The sequence below is a fragment of the Fictibacillus gelatini DSM 15865 genome (assembly GCF_000430745.1).
GTDB classification, from domain to species: domain Bacteria; phylum Bacillota; class Bacilli; order Bacillales; family Fictibacillaceae; genus Fictibacillus_A; species Fictibacillus_A gelatini.
This window is the reverse complement of the sequence record NZ_AUMP01000005.1, coordinates 127,138-151,363: the sequence shown is the minus strand read 5'-3', so window position 1 is coordinate 151,363 and position 24,226 is coordinate 127,138. Positions and strand designations below refer to the sequence as shown.

Sequence of the window (24,226 nt, the reverse complement as noted above, 5' to 3'; positions counted from 1 at the left end):
TTTCCATCGGACAATCAATGGCCTGTGTCGGACAATAAAATGAGTAGTTTTTTCGCTTATTGTCCAAAAGTAAGATGTTATTGTCTAAACCGGATGACTTATTGTCTAAATAGGAGCACTTATTGTCCGAGAACGAAATCATGTATCGATTCGTGATCGTTTTTCCTCATTTCACAGATCTAACGAGGTGTTCTTTCGATTACTGAGATCCAAACTATTTTTCTAGAAGGGGCACCAGGAACGTATCGTTTTCTACAGCAAAACTAGCCAAAACTCATTGGAAGTTTTGGCTAGTTTTCGTTTGCGTAGTTTTGCAGTTTGGCCAGGTCCTTCGGGGTATCCACATCTTCTCCCCAATACCCGTTTTCAAAATTAACCGTAATCAGCTTTTTGTGCTTTCGCGCCACAATGGAACGGCCGCCTTCATCCCCATCAATTTGGTCAAATTCAGCAAACAACTGGGAATCAAACAAAACAGGATGGCCTGCCTTCCCGTTATAACTGGGCCTTACGATCTGAATCCCCCTGCTTCGCGCTCCCTTATAGTGAGCGATTAATTGTTCGATTACTTCTACTTGAACGAGCGGCTGATCAGCCAAAACAATCACTGCCCCGTCCACCTTTCCAGCCACTTCGGCAATTCCTCGTTTTAAGGAAGACGCCATCCCGCTTGAATAGTTACGGTTGGCAATTACCTGTACCATAGGCAAATCTTTTGTAAGCCTCTTCAGCTTACCAACATTTTCTCCACCAATAAGGACAATCGGCGATAATTTTGATTGAACAACGGTTTCGACTGCATAACGAAAAAGAGGTTTGCCGCATAGATTAGCGAATAGTTTTTGCGATCCCATACGCGTAGACATACCGGCCGCCAGAATAATTGCACCTACTTTAACCATGGATTTTTACCTTGCCATGGAGTGGCGCTCCCGTGCGATTGTTTTTGAACGCCATCAATTCGGAAACGATGCTGATTGCCACCTCATCCATCGTCTCCGCGCCCAGATCAAGTCCAACGGGTGAATGGATAGGGCCACTTGTGAGATGAAAGCCAATTCTACCTAGCATCTCCTCCGTTCTTGTCATAGGACCGAGTACTCCAATGTAGCGTGGATCGCTTTGCAACGCAAGCCTGAGTGCAGATTGGTCCCGTTCCTGATGATGGTTCATGATGACCCACCAGGAACCGGCTACATATTCAGGTAGAAGATTGCCCGGCTCCTTAACGATGTGGTTAGCTCCTGGAAATCGTCTTTCATTGTTCCAATACTCCCGCGGGTCCACAATGGTGACAGAAAATCCAGTTTTCGCCGCCAACTCAGCAACCGGTTGGGCGTCTGGACCGGCACCCGCAATGATTAAACGCTCGTTTGGACGAAGCACATCAAGGACAAATCGTTGTTTTTCTGCTTCCACTACCTTCGCCCTCGTCTGTTCCCTCATCTCAAGCATTGCTCGCTTGTATACCGCTTCGGGTAAATGTTCCGTCTCTCCATAGCACTCTCCATCTTTTCCGATCAACACCCGTGTGCCCTTTGAAACCTCCATAACAAGGCAAGCGACCTGTCCCGATTGCAAGACTTGCCGGGCTGTACGCCAAAAGACATCGCCCTTTACTAGTGGAAGTATGAATATTTCCAGCGATCCTTTACATCCAATGCCCAGGCTCCAGATTTCATTCGCACTCAAATCGTATCCATGTACCATCGGCGTTTTCTCACAAATCACTTTTTGTGCCCAACCGAAAAGGTCACTTTCCAAACAACCACCACTGATCGTTCCGAACATGGATCCATCCATCGCCATCATCATTTTTGTCCCTGGCTGTCGATAAGCCGATCCGCGAACACTTGTAACCATGAGCATAGCTGTTTCCTGCCCCCGGCCCCATGCCAGCTCCATTTGATCCAAGATGTCAATAAACTCCTGCGCTCGTGACAAGTGGCTTCTCCCCTTTTTCTAAGTTGATTGATTTCCCATTCATTATTCTCTAATTCCTAATCTATGAGACTCATTCCGTTCTTTATTCACCCGCGTTTGGAGGTTCTTTATAAGCAGCCGCCCTCCTAACAAAAAAAGAGGGTATCCTAAAAAGCACGCTTTCAGGACACCCTCTTCAAACGAATGAACATTTAAACTTCCAGCTCTCCTATTATTTCTTCGACCCTTTCAATAATTTCTCCGTGCAATACTTGAGAATAAATATTTTCTATATCCGGATAGAAAAAACGATCCTCCTCTACAACAGGCACTTTGCTGCGGATCAAGTCATAAACCGCCTTCGTTACCTGGCCTGGATGCAGTGGTTTTAAAAAATCGAGCGCCTGAGTTGCACACATCAACTCTATGGCTAAAATATAATGCAATTTTTTCGTTATAAGATAAGCTTTTTTGGCAGCAAAGTAAGCAAAACTCACTGCATCTTCTTGATTGGCACATGTTGGCACATTATCAATGGATGCGGGATGCGATAATGTTTTCATCTCTCCATAAAGACCAGCGGCTGTATACTGGGGTATCATATAGCCATTGTTCAATCCAGGATTAGCAACTAAAAAGCTAGGAAGCTCACTATGATGGTGGTTTACCAATCGATCGATTCTTCGCTCTGATACTTTGGCCAAAGTTGTTATGGCAATGCACATACTATCCGCTTGAATGCCGACATACGTCCCATCAAAATTTCCCGTCATTAAGGCTACCCCATCACCATTTTTGGGATACACAATTGGATTGTCCCCACAAGATTGCATTTCGTTTACTATGTCCTCTAACGCGTTCTTTATTGCCTTTTTGGCGGCGCCATGCATTTGCGGGAGTGCCCTTAGACTAATGGCATCTTGCAATCGGTAGTCTTTATGCTTCTCAGCGATTTCACTTTCTTCAAGAATCCTTACGATATTCCGAGCAGTTCCTGCCTGTTCTTTATGTTTTTTCGCCTTATGAATCCTTGGATCAAAAGCTTTTATCGTACCCTTTAATGCCTCTAGAGACATAGCTCCAGCTATATCAGCAACCTTTACAGATGTCATTGCATCATAAACCGCCAGCACTGAAAAAGCAGTAACAGTGGACGTTCCGTTAAGCAGGGACAATCCCTCCTTGCACCCCAAAGTAATCGGATGTAAACCGGCTCTTTCAAGCGCTTCTTTCCCTGACAAAAGTTCATTTTTATGCCATGCCCTTCCTTCACCGATTAAAACAAGAGCCATATGCGCCTCGGGGGCCAAATAAGCGACCGACCCCTCTCCAGGAACATAAGGAGTTACATGATGATTTAAAAGTCCGCGAATAAGTTCTAAAATTTGCAAGCTCACTCCGGAATAACCTTGTCCAAAACTTTGCAGCATCATCAATTGAGAAGCTCTAACGACTTCTTTTTTTAGCGGCTCTCCAACAGAAACTGCATGGGAACGAACAATATTTCGTTGCAATGTTTCGGATTGTTCAGGTGAGATAATTTTTGATACATTTTCTCCAAATCCTGTTGTTACCCCGTATATCTTTCTGTTTTCAGTTAAAAATTTTTCGATTAAATTTCTTGATTGGATTACTCTATTACAATAATTCTGTGAAAACGTTACTCTTGCCCCATATCTAGCAACAGCAACAAACTCATTAATTGAGATAAATTTATCGCCAAGAATAACCTCTTTAATTTTTTTAGGGTGGCACGGAATTTCTCCATTCATTTTTTAACACCTTCCTCTTTTAAAGGAGATCCTTCCACATACAAAGGGTGGCTAGCATCATTTAAAGGGTCACTTGCTTCAGTTAACGAAAGGGACTTTGTCTCCGGTGCCCAGGCTACAGATATGATCGTGCCGATTAACAAAACAACGGTCATTCCAATCATTGATGAACCTAACCCGAAAGAGTCCATGCTGATGGGCAAGAGAAAGGTTCCTATAGCAGATCCGATTCGGCTAATCGCTGTAACCGCTCCCACTCCCGTCCCGCGAATTTCAGTTGGAAAGAGTTCAGCCGGATAAACTAATGTAAGATTTGAAGCCGCAGCCATTACAAATGTAAAGACGATAAAGGCAATCATTGCCAACATTTGCGATGAGTGATGAGTGACGCTTAATACAAGTAAAGAAATCGTGAGTATAGCAAAAGTATTGATCGTAAAACCTCTTCGTGTGAATTTCTCCATAAACCAGAGTCCAGCAGCTGTGCCAATTAACAAAAATAGGTTTAAGAATAGGTCCGCGAGAAAGTTTTCTGTAAAACCCATATCATTTAAGATAATAGGCAAAAATGTATAAATTGCGTAGTAGGGAAGAACCTGACAGGCATAGAAAAGCCCTCCAAAAGCAGTTCGTCTCCACATTTTTTTGGTGAAAAGGGCCTTAAAACCTACTGATGTTTCGGCCGAAATGGCCGGTATATTGATTTCGGCATTTGCTCCGATATATTTTTTCACAATTTGTCTCGCTTCTTCCAATCGCCCTTTGCTAATCAGCCACCCCGGCGATTCAGGTGTTCCGATGCGGAGCAGTAGAACAATAAAAGCAGGAATAGCCGAACTGACAAGCATCCACCGCCAAGATTCGGGACCTGTCTTTTCTAAGTAATATCCAACCAATGTTGAAGCAACGTAACCGACTGTCCACACCACGTTTAAAAATGCCAGCAAAAATCCTCTATATTTTCGTGGAGCAAATTCTGCTAACAACGTTGATCCTACTGCAAAGTCACCACCAAGTGCAAAACCGATCAAGAGGCGCAACATAAACAATATGGCGGGATCATTGATAAAGAATTGCAAAACCGAAGCAATGGTGATGACCAGGAAATTAGCAAGAAAGATTTTCTGTCTGCCGATCCGGTCCGATAATCCTCCAAGCACTAAACTACCAACAAAGAGTCCGATCAGTGCAGAACTCCCTATCAATCCTTCCCATAATGGACTCAGGTGCATTTGAGGGCTTAGAAGAGTAAGAGCGATTCCAATGATCCCAAGGGCATAGCCATCGGAGAAATTTGCTCCAAAGGTAAGTGCAGTAATTTTTAAATGAAATTTATTAAGCGGCGCATCGTCCATCTTAAATGTTTGTGCTTGTCCGTTCATTAAATGGTTCCCCCATTCTCCTATAATTTCATGCCTTGTCCCCTCTTTAATTGAAGCGATTTGCTTTTACAAATGGTATTGACTCAACCCACCTTGCATATGCCCGCTCCGCGTAAGCGAGAACATAGAAAGATCGTGTTTTGCCTTTCCTTTCGTTATCATTTCACTCAATGCCTCTCCTACTGCACTTGAAAATTTAAAGCCATGCCCTGAAAAACCAGATGCAACAATCACGTGAGAATATTGTGGATGCCGATCAATAATAAAATGCTCATCCGGAGTCAATGTATAAAGGCATACTTTTCCTTGTTTGAGTCGGCCGCTTGCATTAGGCAGGAATCTTTCCAAGAAACTCCTTACATCTCCCTCATCTTCAGGATAAATGCCAAACTCGCGATTTGCATGATCAGGATCAACCTTTTGTCCTCCATCATGACGTCCAACCTTCACCCCGCATCCGTTAAAGCTTGGAAATCCGTAATAATGTTCATTGCCTAAATGGAAGGTAAAAGCGGGAAAACAATTAAAATCATATAATTTCTCATCACATTCAAACCAGGCAACGGTTTTACGTATGGGCTGCAAAGGGAGTTCTATACCGGTTCTTTTAAAAAGATCCCCAGTCCAAGCTCCCGCGCTGACAATAACGGAATCAGCTTGATAGCTTTCGTTACTTGTATGGATAGTAACCCCATCCGAATGCATATCGATCTTCTGGACAGGTGTATTAGTAAGTAGGTTCATACCGTAATCCAAACCTAGTTGGCGATAAGAGCGAATACATTCTTCACTAAAAAGGACACCAGAATCCGTCTCAAGACAACCAACAAATCCTTCTGGAAGTTTTAGACCTGGCCACCGTTCATTTATTTCATCACTTGTTAATACTTCAAGCGACAAGTTAAATTGTCTGGCGCTTTCTATCACTTCTTCGGTAAACGGCGACCCGGGTGCCCCAACACAGAGGACCCCTGTTTGAGAAAATAGCTTCCTGCCTGACTCCTTTTCTAGCTCACTCCATAACTCTTGTGCCCTTAGCGCGAATGGTACATATTTCCTCCCCTCTCCATAGGCGTGCCGAATGATTCGAGTGTCTCCATGATGGCTGCCAAAACGATGGGGCGGGTCATATGCATCTATGACCAATGGTTTTTTGCCCGATTTTGCTAAAAAATATCCAGCAGCCATACCCATCGAACCTGCCCCGACGATCACCGTTTCATAATGTCTATTCATCTAGTGCCCCTCACCTTCAGCTTTCATTAATCATTTCTTGACGACTTCATTACATTTAATTTAAGCTACCAAACTTCTCTATTAATGCTTTATCAAACTAAAGTAACACAATAAAAAATATATAGGATTACCCCCACATGAAAATTCATCCCCAACTTTTTTAATTTTCTTTCTACTAAAGTGTAAAACGTTGAAAAGAAGAAATATAGATAACAAACTTTCGAATTTTTCTAAATTTTAAAGATAATTTTGAGGTATTTTAAAATTTTCTCTTTCTAATCTATATTTTTTAAAGGTTTCTGCATTTTCTTTTGATATTGACATAAAGTTACAACACAGGCAGCATAATATAGCTGTCGCCTGTGCTGTTAGTGGATAAAAACATGTTTACGTATAAACGCTCAGGCCAAGCTCTTTGTATTATAATTTTCCTGAGTTGCCGAGCGGCTGCCCGGTTTGACAAAGCTCATGGCGACCATTCCGATGACGACCGCTATTCCTGCTGCAGTAAACATCGCGTTGTAATTGTACTTTGCGACTAGTGTACCTGTTAATGTTGGCGCGATGATCGTAGCCAGGTTGGCAATAAAATGGGTCACCCCGCCAAACGTACCTGCCTGATTAGGCGCCGTGTCCAAAATGACCGTCCAATAAATCGAATTCGGCAAATAGTTAAAGGCGTTTCCGACACACATTAAAGTCAGCACTGCAGTTGGTGTTGAAACAAAAGGAATGGCCATAAAGCAAATGGCAGTAAAAAATAGCGAAACGACGGTAAACCATGACCGGGCAACTCGCAGACTTCCCGTTTTTGCACGAAGGTAATCTGAAAATCTCCCGCCAATCAATGCTGTACAAACTGCCCCAATCCAGGGAATCATGCCGATATATCCTAATGAGGCAAGATCAAAATGGAATTCGTCCTGCAAATACTTCGGCGTCCATGTGAGGAGCAAGAAGTTGACATAAAGGAATGCAAAATATCCGACTGCATTTAAGACAAGGCTTGGATTTTTGAAGAAATGGTGCCATTTTACCGGCCTATCATTCTCACTTTCCAATCCTCTTTCTCCATCAAGCAAATGTTCAGTGCTGCGGATTTCTTGCAGTTCGATTTCAGATACTTTCGGATGGTCTTCCGGACGATTTTTAAATACTTTTGACCAAATTATGGCCCATATAATTCCAAACACCCCTAGTAAAATAAAAGTCGTTCTCCAGCCGGAGACAGTAAGCAATCCAACGACGATCGGCGCTGTAATGAGAGCTCCGACCGGCGTCCCTAATAACCCGAGCGCGACCTTGAATCCTTTTTCTTTCGGGGATACCCAGTTCGCCAGCGTTTTGTTCATCGTAGATAATGTCGGCCCTTCTGACAGGCCAAATAAAATGCGGAAAATTGCGAATCCTAAAAGCGCAGAACCACCAAATAAAACGGCCCCTATATTTCCTGCAAAAGCCATGCCGATTTCAAAGACAGACCAGGCGATGCTCGCAAGGAGCCAGACAAACTTCGGCCCTTTCTTATCAGCGAGCGTCCCTCCAAAAAGTGCTCCAAAAATGTAACCGTATCCAAAATAACCTAAAATGGCACCCCAGCTAATTGGATCGAGTCCAAATTCTTTAATGATGTCCGCCTGGGCAAATGAGATCGCGCCACGGTCAACATAGTTAATGATGTTAATGACAATCATCATAAAAATGATAAAATACCGGTACTTGTGCTGCAGCATTTTTGTCTCACCTTCCATTTCCCCACTGGAATGAATATTTTTTTAAAAAGCGCGCAAGATTGCGCGCTTCCATTTCTTGTTTAATTGTGAACAGGTGCGTTGCGATAGACTACTCTTCCCTGTTCTACGACAACTTCTCCGTTTTTGATGACGCTATGCACATGGTTGACGCCAAATTTGTATTGAAGAACCATATAGTTCGGCACGTCGAAAATCGTGATGTCTGCTTTTTTGCCTTCTTCGATGCTGCCGATTTCTTTTCCTCTATTGATGGCGTGTGCAGCGTTGATTGTGGCTGCTGCCAATACTTCCGCAGGCGTCATGCCCATTTTCAAACAGCCTAAATTCATGACAAGCGGCATTGAAACGGTTGGTGATGAACCCGGGTTGCAGTCTGTTGAAAGAGCGACTGGCACGCCGGAGTCGATCATTTTCCGGCCGTTTGCCGACTCCGCCATTAAGAAGAACGCTGTGCCTGGAAGCAATACAGCGATGACCCCGTTGTCGGCGAGCGCCTGGATTCCTTTATCTGATGCTTTAAGCAAATGTTCGGCAGAAATGGCGCCAATTTCACCTGCAAGTTCCGCTCCTTCATACGGCTCGATTTCATCCGCATGGATTTTCGGGATAAGGCCATATTTTTTCCCGGCTTCTAGAATTCGTTTCGATTGCTCCGGCGTAAAGACCCCGCGTTCGCAAAAGACGTCGTTGAATTCGGCCAGGTTGCGTTTCGCCACTTCCGGTAACATTTCGTTGATGACGATATCGACAAATTGATCCGGGTTTTCTTTGTATTCTGCAGGGACGGCGTGTGCCCCCATAAATGTGCTTACGATATCAACCGGGTGAGCTTCATGAAGCTCTTTTGCCACTTCAAGTTGCTTCAATTCTACCTCGAGCGAAAGTCCGTAGCCGCTTTTTGCTTCTACGGTCGTAACGCCGTGCAATAAAAATTGATCTAGCCGTTTTTTGCTTTCTTCAAAAAGCGTTTCTTTGCTTGCTGCCCTGGTCGCCGAAGTCGTCGCATGAATGCCCCCGCCGTTATTCATAATTTCCATGTACGTTGCGCCTTGGAGCCTCATATTGAATTCATTTTCCCTTGTGCCGGCATGAACAAGGTGCGTATGAGGATCAACAAGACCCGGTGTGACGAGCTTGCCGGTCGCGTCAATAATATCTGCCTCATGCATGCGGTCTTTATAGCGCTCAGCCAGTTCTTCATCCCGTCCGACAGACTGGATGATGCCATCTTCCAACCAGACACTGCCGTTTTCAATGATTTGAAGCTTCTCCATTCCCTCTTTCGTAAGCGGGGCAACGGACGCTCCTTTAAGTGTCACCAATTGGCTTGCATTTCTGATCATTAATGGTTTTTTACCCATAATTTCTCCTTTCTCGTAAGCAAATGAACCACTTACTTTCCATATCTCTGCTGTTATTCATGATGTGAAGGGAAAACCGGAGGGTCTTATCTCCGCTCCGGTTATTTTTTAATGACTATTTCAACATCGGGATATGAACACCTTTTTCTTTCGCAGTCTTAATGGCAATCTCATAGCCGGCATCAGCGTGACGGACAACACCCATTCCCGGGTCAGTCGTGAGGACGCGCTCTAAGCGCTTCTCAGCTTCTTTCGTTCCATCTGCAACGATAACCATACCTGCATGGAGCGAGTAACCCATTCCAACACCGCCGCCATGATGAACAGATACCCAGCTTGCTCCGCCGACACTATTGATCAATGCGTTTAAGATCGGCCAGTCTGCCACAGCATCACTGCCGTCTTTCATGCTTTCCGTTTCACGGTTTGGCGATGCAACAGAACCGGAGTCTAAGTGGTCACGTCCGATGACGATCGGAGCTTTTAATTCGCCGCTTGCTACCATGTCGTTAATGATTTTTCCGAAACGCGCGCGCTCGCCATAGCCTAACCAGCAAATACGGGCAGGAAGTCCCTGGAATTGAATGCGTTCTTGCGCCATCTTAATCCAGTTGCACAAATGCTTATTGTAGCTGAATTCGCGCAAGATCACTTCGTCTGTTTTGTAAATATCTTCAGGGTCACCGGATAACGCTACCCAGCGGAATGGCCCTTTGCCTTCACAGAATTGTGGACGAATATAAGCTGGTACGAATCCAGGGAAGTTAAAGGCATTTTCTACCCCTTCATTTTTCGCTACCTGGCGGATGTTGTTGCCGTAGTCGAATGTAATTGCACCTTGTTCTTGCATTTTGAGCATTGCCCGGACGTGTTCAGCCATGCTTGCTTTTGATTTTGCTTCATACGTTTTTGGATCGCGAGCGCGAAGTTCTGCCGCTTCTTCCAGGCTCATCCCTATTGGAATGTAACCGTTGATCGGGTCGTGGGCAGATGTCTGGTCCGTTAATACATCAGGGATAAATCCTCGGTCAAGCATTTCGTTTAATACTTCTGCCGCATTGCCTAAAAGTCCGATTGAAATTCCTTTTTTATCTCGCTTTGCTTCCATCGCAAGCTTTAATGCTTCATCTAAGCTTTCTGTTTTAATATCTAAATATCTTGTGTCAAGTCGTTTTTGGATGCTTTCAGGATCAACTTCGATGTTAATGCTGACGCCTCCGTTTAAGGAAACAGCTAGAGGTTGAGCTCCGCCCATGCCGCCAAGGCCCGCCGTTACCGTAATCGTTCCTTCTAGCGTGCCGCCAAAGTGCTGGCGCGCGATTTCTGCAAACGTTTCATATGTTCCTTGCACGATCCCCTGGCTGCCGATATAAATCCAGCTTCCTGCTGTCATTTGCCCATACATCATCAAGCCTTTTTTATCAAGCTCATGGAAGTGATCCCAGTTCGCCCATGCCGGTACAAGGTTGGAGTTTGCAATTAACACTCTCGGCGCATCTGTATGCGTTTTGAAAACAGCAACCGGTTTCCCTGACTGCACTAACATCGTTTCATCATTTTCGAGATTTTTTAATGTTTCAACGATGGCATCAAAACATTCCCAGTTACGCGCTGCTTTTCCGATTCCGCCGTAAACGACGAGCTTTTCAGGGTGTTCTGCTACTTCTTTATTTAAGTTGTTGAACAACATGCGAAGGGCCGCTTCCTGGATCCAGCCTTTCGTATGAAGTTCAGTGCCTGTATAGTTTTCAATGACCCTCTTTTGTCTAGTTGTCATCTATCCTCACCTGCTTTTTGAAATTTTCTTTACATTCTTATTGTAAATAGTGAGGAAAGCAAAAAACAGATAGCAGGCTTTCGAATTTTTCTAAATTCTTTTGATTCAATTTCCGTTTTGAAAACGATTCCATCATAATTCTATAATTATTTTAGTTTTCTATACTTTTTTTCGATTTCGAAAAGATCGAGGAGTAAGTCCTGTATTTTCCTTGAAAATCTTGCTAAAATAGTTTCCGTTTGCAAATCCCGTTTTTTCCGCTACCTGTTGTATGGATAGCTTCGTGTCGAGCAAGAGACGTTTTGCCTCTTTGATGCGAATGCCCGTTAATATCTGGCGGAAGGAACTCCCTTGCGTTTTTGTCACAAGCGAACTAAAGTAAGCAGGACTCCGATCCACATAATGGGCGACTTCCTCTAATTTTAAATTCGGATCATGAAAATTTTCTTCCAAATAACGGAGCGCCTGTTCAATGACATCCGTTTTGGAGTTTTCCATTTGATTCTGCGCCTGATCGAGGACTTCGTATAGAAAAAGCAAAAACTCCTGGACAATGCGGTATAATATCGGGTTATATAAAATCGTTTCAAACACTTGATGATACTTTTTCTCTAATTCTCCCTCGTCTAAATAAAACGATTTCATATAGCGGCGGACTTGCGCCAATATGCTCGTCAGGCGGGTGCGCAAAAGGCCCGGTTCGGGGTACGGCTCTTCTTTGTTTAAAAATTCTTTGTACATCCATTTTTTCAATTGTTCTTTGTCGGCATATTCAAGCATCTCAATCCATTCTCGTTGTTCAGACGGCGTTAAAAACGGATCAATCATCACCCAGTCGATTTTCTGTTCAATAACCGACAATTGCCGGTATCCTTTGAAGAAGCGAATTTCAAGCGCCTGTTTGGCATGTAAATATTTTTCATGAAGCGAAAGCGTCCTGCCGCGGCTGTCATAAATGACAAGCGAAAGCGCTTCGGAAAACTTTTCTTCCCATTCGCGAAGAAGACGATGCCCCGTCCCGGTAAGCGAGTGCTGTTGTTCTTGTTCAAAAATACAGACGATCACATCACTGAGCGGCAAGATAACAGGCTCTTTATAAAATGGAAAATCACCTAAGAAAGAAAGAAGCATGGGCTGCCTTGAAGGATCTTCAAGCTGAAGCAGCATCAATTGATAATCCCCGACCGATGAAGCTTGTTGAACAAATAAAGATCGGTACGAAATGGAACTTTTGTTAGACTCGGCGGAAGAATCATTTGCTTCTGCCAGATGAAGCCGCTCTTTTGTGCACTCCAATAAAATGCGCCGAATATGGTCCGGGGAATGAGGCTTCACCCACAGGTCGTAGGCGTGAAGCTCAATTCCTTCGAGCGCCCGCTCAAACGTCGCTTCCGCGGTCATCACGATCACTGTTTCGCCATAACGCTTCGTTAATTGTTTAAAAGACTCCCACGAATCTTTCGGAATCATATCCAATTCTATGCAGACGACATCGGGAATCTCTGCTTCGATGAGTTGAAACACTTCTTGAATGGTCCCGGCAAGCCATACATGATCAAACGGGATGGCGTATGATTTGACAAGCCAGCTAATGCCTGTTCTTTCATTATGATCCCTGTCGGCGATTAATAACTTCATGAGATATACTCCTTAACTTATGATGTGCTTCAATTTTACATCACAAATTGCGTTAAAGGAAAAACACCGCTTCCAGCGTTGTGGAAGCGGTGTTCCTTAATGGTTTTCAGTATTTTTCACGGAATGTTTTCTTAGCAATTCATTAATTCTTTCGGCGTCGCCGATGCTCTCGTTCCTCCAGGCGCTTTTTACACCCCAGAAGTAGAAGATCAGTGAGGAGATGGCAATAATGACCATATCCCATCCGTACTTAATGATATCAAGTCCGCCAAATTTCTCGCTGCCTAAATAAGAAACTAGTGTCATAAACGCGAGATAGACGACCATCCAAATACCGGCTTTAAAATTGCGCAGAAAACCTTTCCACTGATTTTTCGCCTGGTAATAGAAGTAAATCGGAAACCCAATCAACATGATAATCATTACTTCACCCGTCAGTGGCCAGCGTGCCCAATATAATATCATCGATGAAAAGATAAAGGCTAATGGCGCAATAATGTTCATCGTTTTTAAATGGAGCGGCCGGTAAAGATCACTGGCAATCCTTCTGAGCGACATGGCCGAAATAGGGCCTGTCACATAAGAAATAACGGTAGCAACTGAAATAATTTCCGCTAACGAACCCCAGCCACGAAACATGAATAAGAAGATAAAACTGACAACTAAGTTGAAAAACATGGCCGGACGCGGAACGCCATAAATGGGATGGATTTTCCCAAACACTTTCGGAAAATAGCCATTCCCTTCCATTCCGTAGATCATTCGCGCCGTTGTTGCCGTATACGTCGTTCCTGTACCCGAAGGCGAAACAAAGGCATCAATATATAGCACAAGAACGAGCCAGTTCAATCCTAAGGCGATCGCCAGGTCCGCAAACGGCGAGGAGAAGTTAAGATGCGACCATCCTTTCGCCACATCTTTCAAACTGACGGAGCCAATGAAGGCGATTTGCAATAGTACGTAAATCACACCTGCAATTAAAATGGAGCCGATGACGGCAAACGGAACCGATTTGCTCGGGCGTTTCGCTTCACCTGCCATATTGATCGGGCTTTGAAATCCGTTAAATGCGAACACACAGCCGCTTGTCGCCACTGCCGTCAGTACAGCAGCCCAACCGTAAGGCGCAAATCCTTCGCCACCTGAGGTAAAATTGCTTGAATGAAAACCGGCAAAGAGGAGCCCGCCTACCGTTAATGCCGGAATAATAATTTTAAATACGGAAATGATGGAGTTCGCACTTGAAAACAATTTAACGGTCCAGAAGTTTAATAAAAAGTAAATGATAATCAAAACCGCTGCAAGCAACAAACCGGGCATCGTCAATTCTTCTTTATGGACGAGCCCGTGGGTCCATTTCGCCCAATCCCATGGCCATGAGCTCATATATTGAATCGATGCGACCGCTTCAACCGGGATAACCGATACAATCGCGATCCAGTTTGCCCATGCCGCAATGAAACCGACAAAGGAGCCATGGGAATATTGAGCGTATCGCACCATCCCTCCGGCTTCCGGAAACATCGTTCCAAGCTCCGCGTAAGTTAAAGCAATAAACATAATAATGACCATGCCAATAACCCATGAAAAAATAGCGGCCGGCCCTGCCGTTTTCGCCGCTTTCCAGGCACCGAACAACCAGCCTGACCCGATGATGGATCCAAGACCGGTCATCGTAAGGGCAAACATACCGATATTTCGTTTCATACTGCCCATTCTATTCCACTCCCTGCTTAACCGATTAGGAAATACCTTGCTCCGAATTAAATGAATTTGAATTAGAATTCAGACGTCAGATCTCCTTATTTACATATACCCTTTTTTTATGATTCGTTATCATCCAGCCTATTTTTTAAAAAATACTTAAATCCCATTCATGAGAAATGTGCCTGAGCAACATCCCTCCGGCCACGCTGTTTCCGAATTTATCGATGGCAGGGCCATATATGCCGATTCCACATCCGTCCTTAAACGGCGTATCTTCCTTTCGAACGCGCGGCGGAACGGTTCCCATAATGCCGCCGGACACGCCGCTTTTTGCCGGAATGCCGGTAAAAGCCGCAAACTTCCCTGATTCGTTGTACATTCCGCACGTTGTCATTAAAGCTTTTGTCAATCTCGCAATTTCTTTTGGAAAAACCCGCATTCTGCGAACCGGATCGTAGCCGTCCTGTGAAAGAATTAATCCCATATACGCGATATCCTCTGTATGGATTTCAATCGAGCATTGTTTTAAATAGACTTCTAGCGCTTCTTCCACTTCCGTCTCTAAATATCCCATTTCCTTTAAATAATGGGCAATCGCCCGGTTGCGGTGGGCTGTTTTCCACTCAGAGCAAAATACTTCTTCATTAATGGGGGGCCGCTTATTCCATATCTTTTCGAACAGCTCATATAAAACGTTTAATTTATCCTCTGGCGTCTTTCCCGGAAGCATGGAAGCGACTGTAATCGCCCCCGCGTTAATCAACGGATTAAACGGTTTGCCGGGCTTGTTGATTTCCAAACGAATCATTGAATTAAATGGATCTCCGGTCGGCTCTACATCGACTTTTTCCAATATTTCCGGCAATCCGCGGCTTAAACAAACGGCAATAAAACTAAACACTTTTGAAATGCTTTGAAGTGTAAAAGGAACGTCCCAATCACCTGATTTCTCGATGGTTCCATCGGCACCTATGATGCAAATTCCTAATTGAAACGGATCTAGTTTTCCTAATACGGGTATGTAATCAGCGCATTGACCATTTGTCGTATAAGGTCGATAATGGTCGATCCATTCATCTAAATATACTTTCGTTTGATTTGCCATTATTGAATCCGTCCTTTTAGAATTCTACTGTTTCCAAATATTTTGTGCATATTCCGCCAGGATATGCGGAAGTTAATTCCTCGTTCTTCATGAAAGTTTCGGGAAAATAAACAAATAAAAAACTGCCTGAAAATTCCTCAGGCAGCCTTGAGATGCAGGAAAGCTATTAAACGAGTATATCCGGGCGGATGCGGTAAATCTTTCCGTCCGTGGAAGCTCACCGCATTCTTCTTCGACGCCCCTTCGTTCTTCCATTTTCGTTGTCACTAATAAATTTCATTCTCCATGACAAGCATATCCGCTACTCCGAGTAGATCGGATAAGACAATATAATTGTTCCGTCCTTGTGTCAGCCATGAAAAATTGTTGCGTTTTTGAATAAGAACCCCATCATAGTCGTTCTTTCGCAAAAAGTTTTTTGCAATTTTTCAATCCGGCATCATTTCCCGTTACCCCTTAAAACCAGACGGGTGTTGGTGATGCCACTTCCACGCATGCTCTACCATCTGTTCCAATAAAGGATAGTCCGGAACCCAGCCAAGCTCATCTCTCGCTTTTTCCGAGGAAGCGATTAACACCGCAGGATCGCCCGCCCGCCGCGGTGAAGTTTCGGCAGGAATCGGGTGTCCCGTTATGTTCCGGCATGTTTCGATCACTTCTTTTACGGAGAAACCGGTTCCGTTCCCGAGATTATAGACGTTGCTCTCGTGCCCTTCTCTTAATCTCTTTAATGCGAGGTAATGGGCCTGTGCCAAATCCATGACATGGATATAATCGCGGATACATGTACCATCGGCTGTCGGATAATCATCGCCAAAAATCGCCACTTTCTCTCTTTGGCCGAGCGCCACCTGCAAGACAATCGGGATTAAATGGGTTTCCGGTGTATGATCTTCTCCAATTCTTCCATCCGGGTCAGCGCCGGCAGCATTAAAGTAGCGCAAACAAATCGATTTCAATCCGTAAGCCCCTTCGCACCATTTCAACATTCGCTCAATGGCAAGCTTCGTTTCTCCATAGGGGTTTGTCGGAATCGTCGGGTCGTTTTCATTGATGGGTAGATTCACCGGATCTCCGTATGTAGCCGCCGTCGATGAGAAAACGAGATACTGCACTTGATGTTCAGCCATTTTTTTCACAAGATGAAATGTTCCAAGCACATTATTTTCATAGTAATCCAGCGGTTTTTCCACACTTTCCCCAACTAATGAATTCGCGGCAAAATGGATGACTGCATCGATTGAATGGTTAAAGAAAATCGTATCTAAAAGCTTGCTGTCGGAAAGATTCCCCTCATAAAATTTGTCCGCAAACAGCGCCTTTTTATGTCCCTTTTGCAAATTGTCTAATACGATGACTTCTTCATTTTTCTCCTTTAAGTAAAGAACGGTATGGCTTCCGATATATCCCGCTCCACCTGTCACTAAAATCGGCATCGCTCTTACTCTCCTTTCCATTCCCGGACCCCATCTCCAATATCACTACTATAAAAAGAAGGGGTTAAACCGATCATCTGTTCATATCGTTCTGTAACAAATTTCTTGAACTTCTCGATTTCTTCTTCTTTTACAATACTGACCGTACAACCTCCAAATCCGGCACCTGTCATGCGTGAGCCGATACATCCGTCGATGCTGTTTTGAATTTCAAACAATGCGTCAAGCTCTTTCCCCGTCACTTCGTAATCATCCCTAAGTGAAACATGGGACGCGATCATCTCTCGTCCGACAGCAAGCAAGTCACCTCGTTCAAGCGCTTTCACTGTTTGAAGAACCCGGTTGTTTTCACTGACGACATGTCGGATCCGTCTGCATACTACAGAATCAAAAATGGCGGATTCAACTTTTTCAAATTCGGCTAACGTAAGATCTCCAAGAACCTCTTTATCGGGGAAAAACGATTGAATGGCTTTTAGCCCCTCTTCGCATTCCTTGCAGCGCTCATTATATTTGGAATCGGCAAGGTCCCGCCTTTTGTTCGTATTCGTAATGACAAGTTTATACCCCGGCAACTGAAGCAGAACCTGTTCAATTTCAGTCGTTTTACAGTTCATAAAAACCGCATGATCCTTTTTTCCAAATCCGACTGCCACTTGATCCATTAACCCGGAATTCACCCCGATAAAATGATTTTCCATTCGTTTGCATAAATAGGCCAGTTCCTTCATGGACAAATCGATGTCGTTCATTGAAGCCAATCCGAACGCGGTGACCATCCCAATCGAAGCAGACGAAGATAGGCCGGCACCATTTGGAAGATTTCCATAATAAAAAATATCTGCTCCCTTTATCGTTTGACTATAGCATAAAAGTTCACGAATAACGCCTTTCGGATAATTCCCCCAATCATCCTCCCTATCATAATGAAGGGATTGAAGCGAAAAATGAATATCCCCTTTAAAGTTGGCGCTCCTTAAATGAAACTCTTGATCGGCCCGTTCTCTCACCGCCATATATGTTCCGATCGTCAGTGCAGCAGGAAATACATAACCTCCGTTGTAATCGGTATGCTCACCAATTAAATTCACACGGCCCGGAGCGAAGAAAAGTCGAATGCCCTCAGCATTTCCCGGAAAATAGTGTTGAAATAAAGATGCGATTTTGTCGTTATTCATCTACTACTCTCCGTTTCTCTTGATACTTTTGAACCGAATCTCTTAAAAAATGGGCGTTATCCTCTACTTTTGTCGGATTGGCCGCCGCCCATCCCGCAGTTTCTGACGAAGCATTGTATTTCAATTTGTCTTTATTTCGTAACGGTGGGTAAAATTCGATATGAAACCGATAATAATCGTTAACATTTTCACCATTGGAAGGCCGCACATGGGCCGCCATCATATACGGAAATAACCTGCTAAACATCATATCCATACCGCCGACAATATCTTGAATCATTGTTCCTAATGCTGTTTTTTCCTCTTCTGTAAAATCTGAAAACGCTAACTTATTTTCTTTGCTTACAATAAAAACACCATATGGATAATCCGTAAAGAATGGAATGAATGCAATAAAATGCTCGTTTTCAAGTATGACACGCTTTTTGAAACGCTGTTCTTCGGCAATCATGTCATCAAATAAATTCCGTCCGCTTTGCTCGTAATATTTTCGGCAATTGTCAAGTTCTGTCCGCACTTTTAAAGGAATAAACGGATAGGCGTAAATTTGCCCATGCGGGTGCGGCATCGTCACTCCGACTTCTTCGCCTCTATTTTCAAAAACCATGACATATTGGTGATCCGGATGCTGGTCAAGTTCGATAAATGTTTCGGTCCATAGATCAACGAGCTTTCTCATATGGGATTTGCTTAAATCGGGAATGGTCGCCTGATGGTCAGGAGAATAAAGGACAACTTCACACTTTCCTATCGCTGCTCTCGTTTTATACAGTCCCCCGCCAACATGATCGGGCTCTGGAGGTGAGGCAGATAGGACCGGAAAATCGTTATGGTATAAATATACATCGTACGTATCCGGAACTTTACCTGAACCGGGGCAAAACGGACAGTCATTTTTCGGCATATGCGGCCTGTTTTGCCGATTTGCCGAGACCATCGTCCAATCATCCAACAGCGGGTTGTATCGCAATTCCGCCACTTTGCTCACTCCTCACCCTAACTTAATTAATTAATTTAATTTATAGACTAAGTGTATAACAGCCCCTCAATTCTGTAAATGCATTTTTCAGAAAATAAACAAAACTGACAATGAAAAAGAACTAATGCCCCTTCTAGAAACATAGCATTCGTTATTTTAAGAACACCTCGTTAGATCTGTGAAATGAGGAAAAACGATCACGAATCGTTACATGATTTAAAATGTTTTCGTTCTCGGACAATAAATGTTCTTATTTGGACAATAAGTCATCCGGTTGAGACAATAACATTTTACTTTTAGACAATTAGTGAAAAAACTACTCATTTTATTGTCCGACACAGGCCATTTATTGTCCGGTGAAAACGATTTATTGTCGGAAATCCACTGTTTATTGTCCAAATGCCATGAAAATAGCACCACACTACCACACTAGAGAAGTTTGCTTCTATTTTTTCATTTTTTTACAGGCGAAAATGGATTCTTGAAAATAAGAACTTTCTTAGCTGAAAGGGCACTAGTCAATATGCCGTCTTTAACAGTAGAATAGTAACAGCCACTATTTAATGCTAGAATACTAGTAACAATTACTGGCACATAAAATTTAAACTTGGAGTCTATTTGGAAAAATGGAGGAAATACATGTTGCGTGGCAGCTTTCAACTCATGAAATCGTTAAATCGTTCCATGATCTTAAATAAAATCCGGCTGGAAGGCCCTATCTCAAGGGCCCAAATTGCAAAAGATACAAAACTGACGCCGCCAACGGTCTCTAGCATCGTGAAAGAGTTGATTGAAGCGGGGTTGGTTCTGGAAAGCGCCCAGGGGGAATCCAATGGAGGCCGAAAACCGACGATGCTCGTCATTCACGCAAAAAATTTCAATATTATCGGTCTCGATGTCGGTCCAAAGCATATTCGAACGGTTTTAACCGATTTAAATGGACAAGTATTGGCGGCCAATAAAAATGCGATTAGCCTGCCAATCACAGAAGAAAAGCTTCTCTCGCTCATGAAGAAAGAAATCGAGTATATGCTTGACTCGCATGTTCCCAATTTGGATAAAATGATCGGAATCGGTGTCGGGATGCATGGTGTTGTAGATGTTCATAAAGGAATCTCCCTTTTTGCCACCAACTTGCAGCTTCGCGAAATTCCGATTAAAGAAGAGCTTGAACGCCATTTTAACATGATCGTTAAAGTGGAAAATGATGCGAGAACGATGGCCTTAGGAGAAGCATGGTTCGGCAATGGAAATGGGATTAATACTCTCGTTGCGGTTAATGTTGGCAATGGGATTGGCGCAGGCATGGTCGTCGATGGGAAACTGTACCATGGCGTTCATTCGATCGCCGGGGAAATCGGGCATATGACAATTGCTATTGGCGGCAGGCGCTGCAGCTGTGGCAATGACGGCTGCTTGCAAACGTTAGCGGCAGGCCCGGCGATCGCTGAACTAATGGAGGAAGAGCTGAAAGCCGGGAAAGAAAGCTTGTTGTCTGGTTTTGAGCAGACGAACAGAGAGATCGATGCTGAACTTGTCCATCAAGCTGCACTTCAAGGGGATGAGCTGTCCATCCGCGTGTTAGAAAAAGCCGGAACCTATTTAGGTATCGGTTTGACGAATTTAATCCATACAGCCAATCCTGAACGGATCATCATTGGCGGTGGCGTCTCAAAAGCAGGCGACTTTATCCTGAAAAGTGTAAAAGAAACCATTCAAAAACGAGCCCTAACCGATAGCGTAAAACAAACAGAAATCATGCTATCAAAGCTCGGGGATAACGCTACAGCCATTGGCGCTGCCTCCCTTCTTCTTGTTGAGCTGTTCTCTCCCGAAACATTAGACTAAAACCATCTCCGTTCCGAATATTGGGACGGGGATGGTTTCAATTTTATTTTTTTCTAAATGGGATCATTTGCCCGCGGATTTCGCCTTCAGGATTTTGTTCGGTATGGGCGTTGACGTAAGTGTTCCCGCTCTCCATCAACCGGACAAGCGACTTAATAGATCGCCCTTTGAGCGGGCCGACGATATCGTCTTTCGTGACGGTTCCTGTAATGATGCCGTTTTTTACGGAAATACCGTGCTTGCTTTTGCCGAAAAGATAAACGATAACGGGGCCGTTTTGCCCTACTTTTCCGACATGAATGTGGGCTTCCGTCAATTTGCTTATGTTTCTAACGATTAAGCGATACTGGATCTTTGTTCCGCATTCACTTGCAATAAATTCAGCCGTCCCAAATGCATCCGTGTTTTTAGGCGGAACTTCATTTGCACCGGATAGTCTGGCGAAAAATCGATTATCCATTTAATCCTCTCCTATAATCGTTATGATAAAACAGTATATTCAACGAAAATGAAAGAAGCGCTTTTACCTATAATTATTTTTCCGCAAAAAAAATAGCCCGTTTATGAAACGGACATAAAAGCAAGTCTTCTTATGTTGTAAAGCGGAGGCCGATGACGCCGATAAGGACGAGGGCTAAAAACGCATATTGTTTTCGCGAAAATTTTTCTTTGAAGAAAATGGCATCAACAAGTGTGATTCCAGTGGCCCCAACACCCGTCCAAACGGCATAGGCAACGCCTGTCGGGATAACTTGCATTGATTTTGATAATAAATAAAATGAAAGTGCAAATCCCAACACCATTACAATAATGGGGAGCTTGCGGCGGAACCCGTCTACGTACTTCATCATGACCGTGCTAATAATTTCTTCACATCCAGCTAAAATTAACATTGCCCAGACCATCATGCATCACCTTCCTTTGTTTTTTCTTTCGTTGTCATCTTTAGCCCCAAGATGCCAAATAGTAAGCAGCCTAAAAAAATCGATTGCCCTATTGAAAATTCTTCTCCTAATATAGCGCCTACGATATAAGTCCCGACCGTTCCAATTCCAACAAATACAGAATAAGCAGCGGCAACAGGGATCGTCCTATAGGCTCGGATCAGCATAATAAAACTAATCGTGATCAAACAGGCAATACCGATCCAATCGAGCAGCGAATCTGCATGTTTCAAGCCGGAAGCCCAGATCACTTCGAGTACACCCGCTACAAAAATAAGTAGCCAATTCATTTTTACCACCTCAGTAAAATTCTAAAATGAATGATATTCAGTCATTTTAGTTCTTTAAGAAATGATAATCATTCCTATTGAACAATTACCATTTACGGAAATTACTTTAAGCCTTTTTGAATAAATGAAAATAAATGTTCTTTCACTTCTTCTGCTTCTTCTTGCACGTTCGATAAATACAATTGTTCAGCTGTATGTTCAATCAATAAAACAATTGTTCTGACCGTTCTTTTCACATTGATCGTTTCAGGAATTTCACCTTGATTGATCGCCGTATGGAGCTGATCTTCAAACCATTTATAATAAGGTTCATAAATTTTTTCCCAAATTTCAAATGTATTTTCGATCGCCAAGCCGGAATAACAAAGCACAAGTACATCTTTATATGACTTTGTAACTGAAAACGAGACTTCAATGACCGTATGCAAAATGTCCCAAATAGTGTTTTGAGAAGCTGTTTTTTCTTTTATTTCAATAAGCAATGTGTCAAATAGGTCACTGGCAATTGCCGGAATTAACGCATTTTTTGATGAAAAGTATAAATAAAACGTCCCCTGGGCGACTCCTGCTTCTTTTACAATGTCTGAAATGGTTGTTTTATCAAGCCCTTTCTCCGAAATAACAGTTCTGGCCGCTTGAAGTATTTTTTGATATTTATCATTTTGCGCTTTTTTTATCGTAAACACCTCCATCACCCGTTCGGTGAATGACTGTCATTCATAATTATATGCCATGTGCTTCCATTTTGTCAAGCAGCTAATAAATAAAAGATGTTGCTTTAACTTTTGCATTAAAACAACATCTTTACTCATGGCGCTACTCTTTCACTTTTTTCGCAAGCCCGGTAATGTATGCAAAGAAACGGTCTGCATCAACGTCATATACGACATGAACAGGGCGGCCTTCTTCCGCTTCCACCGTCCGTCCCTGACTTGGCCCATCAGGGTAAACGATGCTTTTCACCATTTTCTTCTGAACTAATGAAGGATCGCCCACTGATGCGGTAGTCAGCACGTCCCATAAATAATACGTTGAGTTGGTTGCAAAATGAACAAGTGGCGGGCACATCGCATAACATTGGCCGAGGAAGTCCACCCCGAGATGTCTCCTCTCTTTTGCCCAGCGATTGCGTACATCCTGGGTCAATGGCACCTTATTCGTACTTTCGAGGGCAACCATATCGATGTCGATCCCACTCTTCCATACACGGCTGACGGCTTCCGGATCCCAGAACGCATTCCATTCTGCTGTCCCATCATGTTCAGGCTCTTCAACATTTCCGACATCAAGAAATGTTCCGCCCATCCAGAAAAGCTTTTCAATCTTTTCCTCAATATCAGGCGCTTCATCCAGAGCCTGCGCCAAATCGGTTAACGGACCTGTGAATAATAAAGTCGTTTTCTCATCCTGTTTGCGAATTTGATCGATCATATGTTGATGGGCGGGCTTTGCCGCAACGGGTGTTACTACCTTTCCCGATTCGTTTAAAATCGGCAACGCATCCACGAAGAAAGCATGCATCCGCCATTCTTTCGGAAATGGATTTTTCCCGCGCGAATTGGACTTTGCCACCTCAATCGTCCTGCCGCCTCCAAAACGATCGATGATCTTTTGGCTGGCAATCGTAGCCGGTTCAATATAACAGTCGCCATCAATGACCGATACGCCTGTTAGCTCAATTGAATCCATTTGCAGCAATAGAAAAAGCGAAACAAGATCGTCAACGCCGCCGTCATGATTAAAATAAACTTTCTTCTTCTCCATCATCATTTTTCCTTCCGCTTCTTTTTTTGTCAGACCTTAACCAATTGAACTATAACTTATTCTTTGCGCAAAAGTAAAGAAACGACATTTTTCCAGAAAATATTTATCTATATATTGTTTCTAAATATAGAC

Annotated in this window: 20 protein-coding genes; 1 reads left to right on the top strand and 19 read right to left on the bottom strand. The window is 43.5% G+C overall.

From position 1 onward, the window contains the following. Positions 1–290: 290 nt before the first annotated feature. The 14 genes from H538_RS0109195 to galT all read right to left on the bottom strand — a co-directional run bounded on the left by H538_RS0109195 (position 291) and on the right by galT (position 19,248). Positions 291–902 (bottom strand): nucleotidyltransferase family protein, encoded by a 612-nt coding sequence (locus H538_RS0109195; RefSeq protein WP_026677365.1) that lies wholly within the window; start codon positions 900–902, stop codon positions 291–293. After that, positions 895–1,944: an XdhC family protein gene (locus tag H538_RS0109190; protein WP_026677364.1), complete on the bottom strand. Its 1,050-nt coding sequence runs from the start codon at positions 1,942–1,944 to the stop codon at positions 895–897. Before H538_RS0109190 ends, H538_RS0109195 begins: the two co-directional genes overlap by 8 nt. 191 nt (positions 1,945–2,135) lie before the next feature. Further along, complete coding sequence (locus H538_RS0109185; RefSeq protein WP_035350465.1) at positions 2,136–3,695, bottom strand: HAL/PAL/TAL family ammonia-lyase; 1,560 nt, start codon at positions 3,693–3,695, stop codon at positions 2,136–2,138. Further along, entirely contained in the window at positions 3,692–5,077 is a 1,386-nt protein-coding gene (locus tag H538_RS23470) for an MFS transporter (protein ID WP_035350459.1), read from the bottom strand. Before H538_RS23470 ends, H538_RS0109185 begins: the two co-directional genes overlap by 4 nt. A 66-nt stretch (positions 5,078–5,143) precedes the next feature. Further along, positions 5,144–6,313: an N-methyl-L-tryptophan oxidase gene (gene solA / locus H538_RS0109175; protein ID WP_026677362.1), complete on the bottom strand. Its 1,170-nt coding sequence runs from the start codon at positions 6,311–6,313 to the stop codon at positions 5,144–5,146. 401 nt (positions 6,314–6,714) lie between these two features. Beyond that, positions 6,715–8,046, bottom strand: coding sequence for an MFS transporter (locus tag H538_RS0109170; protein ID WP_026677361.1), 1,332 nt, complete (start codon positions 8,044–8,046; stop codon positions 6,715–6,717). Between the two features lie 80 nt (positions 8,047–8,126). Beyond that, positions 8,127–9,428, bottom strand: coding sequence for an imidazolonepropionase (gene hutI / locus H538_RS0109165; protein WP_026677360.1), 1,302 nt, complete (start codon positions 9,426–9,428; stop codon positions 8,127–8,129). Positions 9,429–9,543: 115 nt separating this feature from the next. After that, positions 9,544–11,205 (bottom strand): urocanate hydratase, encoded by a 1,662-nt coding sequence (gene hutU / locus H538_RS0109160; protein WP_026677359.1) that lies wholly within the window; start codon positions 11,203–11,205, stop codon positions 9,544–9,546. Between the two features lie 159 nt (positions 11,206–11,364). Continuing rightward, positions 11,365–12,843 (bottom strand): helix-turn-helix domain-containing protein, encoded by a 1,479-nt coding sequence (locus tag H538_RS0109155; RefSeq protein ID WP_026677358.1) that lies wholly within the window; start codon positions 12,841–12,843, stop codon positions 11,365–11,367. Positions 12,844–12,939: 96 nt separating this feature from the next. Continuing rightward, complete coding sequence (aimA, locus tag H538_RS0109150; protein ID WP_026677357.1) at positions 12,940–14,559, bottom strand: glutamate/serine transporter AimA; 1,620 nt, start codon at positions 14,557–14,559, stop codon at positions 12,940–12,942. A gap of 136 nt (positions 14,560–14,695) precedes the next feature. Further along, positions 14,696–15,655, bottom strand: a complete 960-nt coding sequence (locus tag H538_RS0109145) for a glutaminase (RefSeq protein ID WP_026677356.1) — start codon at positions 15,653–15,655, stop codon at positions 14,696–14,698. A gap of 449 nt (positions 15,656–16,104) precedes the next feature. Further along, the gene (gene galE / locus H538_RS0109135; protein ID WP_026677354.1) at positions 16,105–17,091 is read right to left on the bottom strand and encodes a UDP-glucose 4-epimerase GalE; all 987 of its coding nucleotides are present in this window, start codon (positions 17,089–17,091) and stop codon (positions 16,105–16,107) included. Between the two features lie 5 nt (positions 17,092–17,096). Continuing rightward, positions 17,097–18,269 (bottom strand): galactokinase, encoded by a 1,173-nt coding sequence (locus H538_RS0109130; RefSeq protein ID WP_026677353.1) that lies wholly within the window; start codon positions 18,267–18,269, stop codon positions 17,097–17,099. Continuing rightward, entirely contained in the window at positions 18,262–19,248 is a 987-nt protein-coding gene (gene galT, locus H538_RS0109125) for a galactose-1-phosphate uridylyltransferase (protein ID WP_026677352.1), read from the bottom strand. Before galT ends, H538_RS0109130 begins: the two co-directional genes overlap by 8 nt. A 639-nt stretch (positions 19,249–19,887) precedes the next feature. On the opposite strand from galT, the gene H538_RS0109120 reads away from it, so the two are divergent. Next, on the top strand, positions 19,888–21,096 hold the full coding sequence (locus H538_RS0109120) for an ROK family transcriptional regulator (RefSeq protein WP_026677351.1): 1,209 nt from the start codon (positions 19,888–19,890) through the stop codon (positions 21,094–21,096). A gap of 43 nt (positions 21,097–21,139) precedes the next feature. Here the strand turns inward: H538_RS0109120 and H538_RS0109115 are convergent, their stop codons facing one another. The 5 genes from H538_RS0109115 to H538_RS0109090 form a co-directional block, all read right to left on the bottom strand. Further along, positions 21,140–21,556: a CHRD domain-containing protein gene (locus H538_RS0109115; RefSeq protein ID WP_026677350.1), complete on the bottom strand. Its 417-nt coding sequence runs from the start codon at positions 21,554–21,556 to the stop codon at positions 21,140–21,142. Between the two features lie 130 nt (positions 21,557–21,686). Continuing rightward, complete coding sequence (locus H538_RS0109110) at positions 21,687–22,001, bottom strand: DMT family transporter (RefSeq protein WP_026677349.1); 315 nt, start codon at positions 21,999–22,001, stop codon at positions 21,687–21,689. After that, a complete protein-coding gene (locus H538_RS0109105) occupies positions 22,001–22,330 on the bottom strand; it encodes a DMT family transporter (RefSeq protein ID WP_026677348.1) in 330 nt (109 codons plus the stop codon). The genes H538_RS0109110 and H538_RS0109105 overlap by 1 nt, the downstream gene beginning before the upstream one ends. Positions 22,331–22,431: 101 nt before the next feature. Then, complete coding sequence (locus H538_RS0109100; protein WP_026677347.1) at positions 22,432–23,007, bottom strand: TetR/AcrR family transcriptional regulator; 576 nt, start codon at positions 23,005–23,007, stop codon at positions 22,432–22,434. A 139-nt stretch (positions 23,008–23,146) separates the two neighbouring features. Next, entirely contained in the window at positions 23,147–24,094 is a 948-nt protein-coding gene (locus tag H538_RS0109090) for a nucleoside hydrolase (RefSeq protein ID WP_407636383.1), read from the bottom strand. Positions 24,095–24,226: the final 132 nt, after the last annotated feature.

Excerpts from the sequence above, each read along its gene's own strand:
- H538_RS0109195 (WP_026677365.1), bottom strand. The coding sequence starts at position 902 with ATGGTTAAAGTAGGTGCAATTATTCTGGCGGCCGGTATGTCTACGCGT.
- H538_RS0109185 (WP_035350465.1), bottom strand. The coding sequence starts at position 3,695 with ATGAATGGAGAAATTCCGTGCCACCCTAAAAAAATTAAAGAGGTTATT.
- H538_RS23470 (WP_035350459.1), bottom strand. The coding sequence starts at position 5,077 with ATGAACGGACAAGCACAAACATTTAAGATGGACGATGCGCCGCTTAAT.
- solA (WP_026677362.1), bottom strand. The coding sequence starts at position 6,313 with ATGAATAGACATTATGAAACGGTGATCGTCGGGGCAGGTTCGATGGGT.
- H538_RS0109170 (WP_026677361.1), bottom strand. The coding sequence starts at position 8,046 with ATGCTGCAGCACAAGTACCGGTATTTTATCATTTTTATGATGATTGTC.
- hutI (WP_026677360.1), bottom strand. The coding sequence starts at position 9,428 with ATGGGTAAAAAACCATTAATGATCAGAAATGCAAGCCAATTGGTGACA.
- hutU (WP_026677359.1), bottom strand. The coding sequence starts at position 11,205 with ATGACAACTAGACAAAAGAGGGTCATTGAAAACTATACAGGCACTGAA.
- H538_RS0109155 (WP_026677358.1), bottom strand. The coding sequence starts at position 12,843 with ATGAAGTTATTAATCGCCGACAGGGATCATAATGAAAGAACAGGCATT.
- aimA (WP_026677357.1), bottom strand. The coding sequence starts at position 14,559 with ATGGGCAGTATGAAACGAAATATCGGTATGTTTGCCCTTACGATGACC.
- H538_RS0109145 (WP_026677356.1), bottom strand. The coding sequence starts at position 15,655 with ATGGCAAATCAAACGAAAGTATATTTAGATGAATGGATCGACCATTAT.
- galE (WP_026677354.1), bottom strand. The coding sequence starts at position 17,091 with ATGCCGATTTTAGTGACAGGTGGAGCGGGATATATCGGAAGCCATACC.
- H538_RS0109130 (WP_026677353.1), bottom strand. The coding sequence starts at position 18,269 with ATGAATAACGACAAAATCGCATCTTTATTTCAACACTATTTTCCGGGA.
- H538_RS0109120 (WP_026677351.1), top strand. The coding sequence starts at position 19,888 with ATGTTGCGTGGCAGCTTTCAACTCATGAAATCGTTAAATCGTTCCATG.
- H538_RS0109115 (WP_026677350.1), bottom strand. The coding sequence starts at position 21,556 with ATGGATAATCGATTTTTCGCCAGACTATCCGGTGCAAATGAAGTTCCG.
- H538_RS0109110 (WP_026677349.1), bottom strand. The coding sequence starts at position 22,001 with ATGGTCTGGGCAATGTTAATTTTAGCTGGATGTGAAGAAATTATTAGC.
- H538_RS0109105 (WP_026677348.1), bottom strand. The coding sequence starts at position 22,330 with ATGAATTGGCTACTTATTTTTGTAGCGGGTGTACTCGAAGTGATCTGG.
- H538_RS0109090 (WP_407636383.1), bottom strand. The coding sequence starts at position 24,094 with ATGGAGAAGAAGAAAGTTTATTTTAATCATGACGGCGGCGTTGACGAT.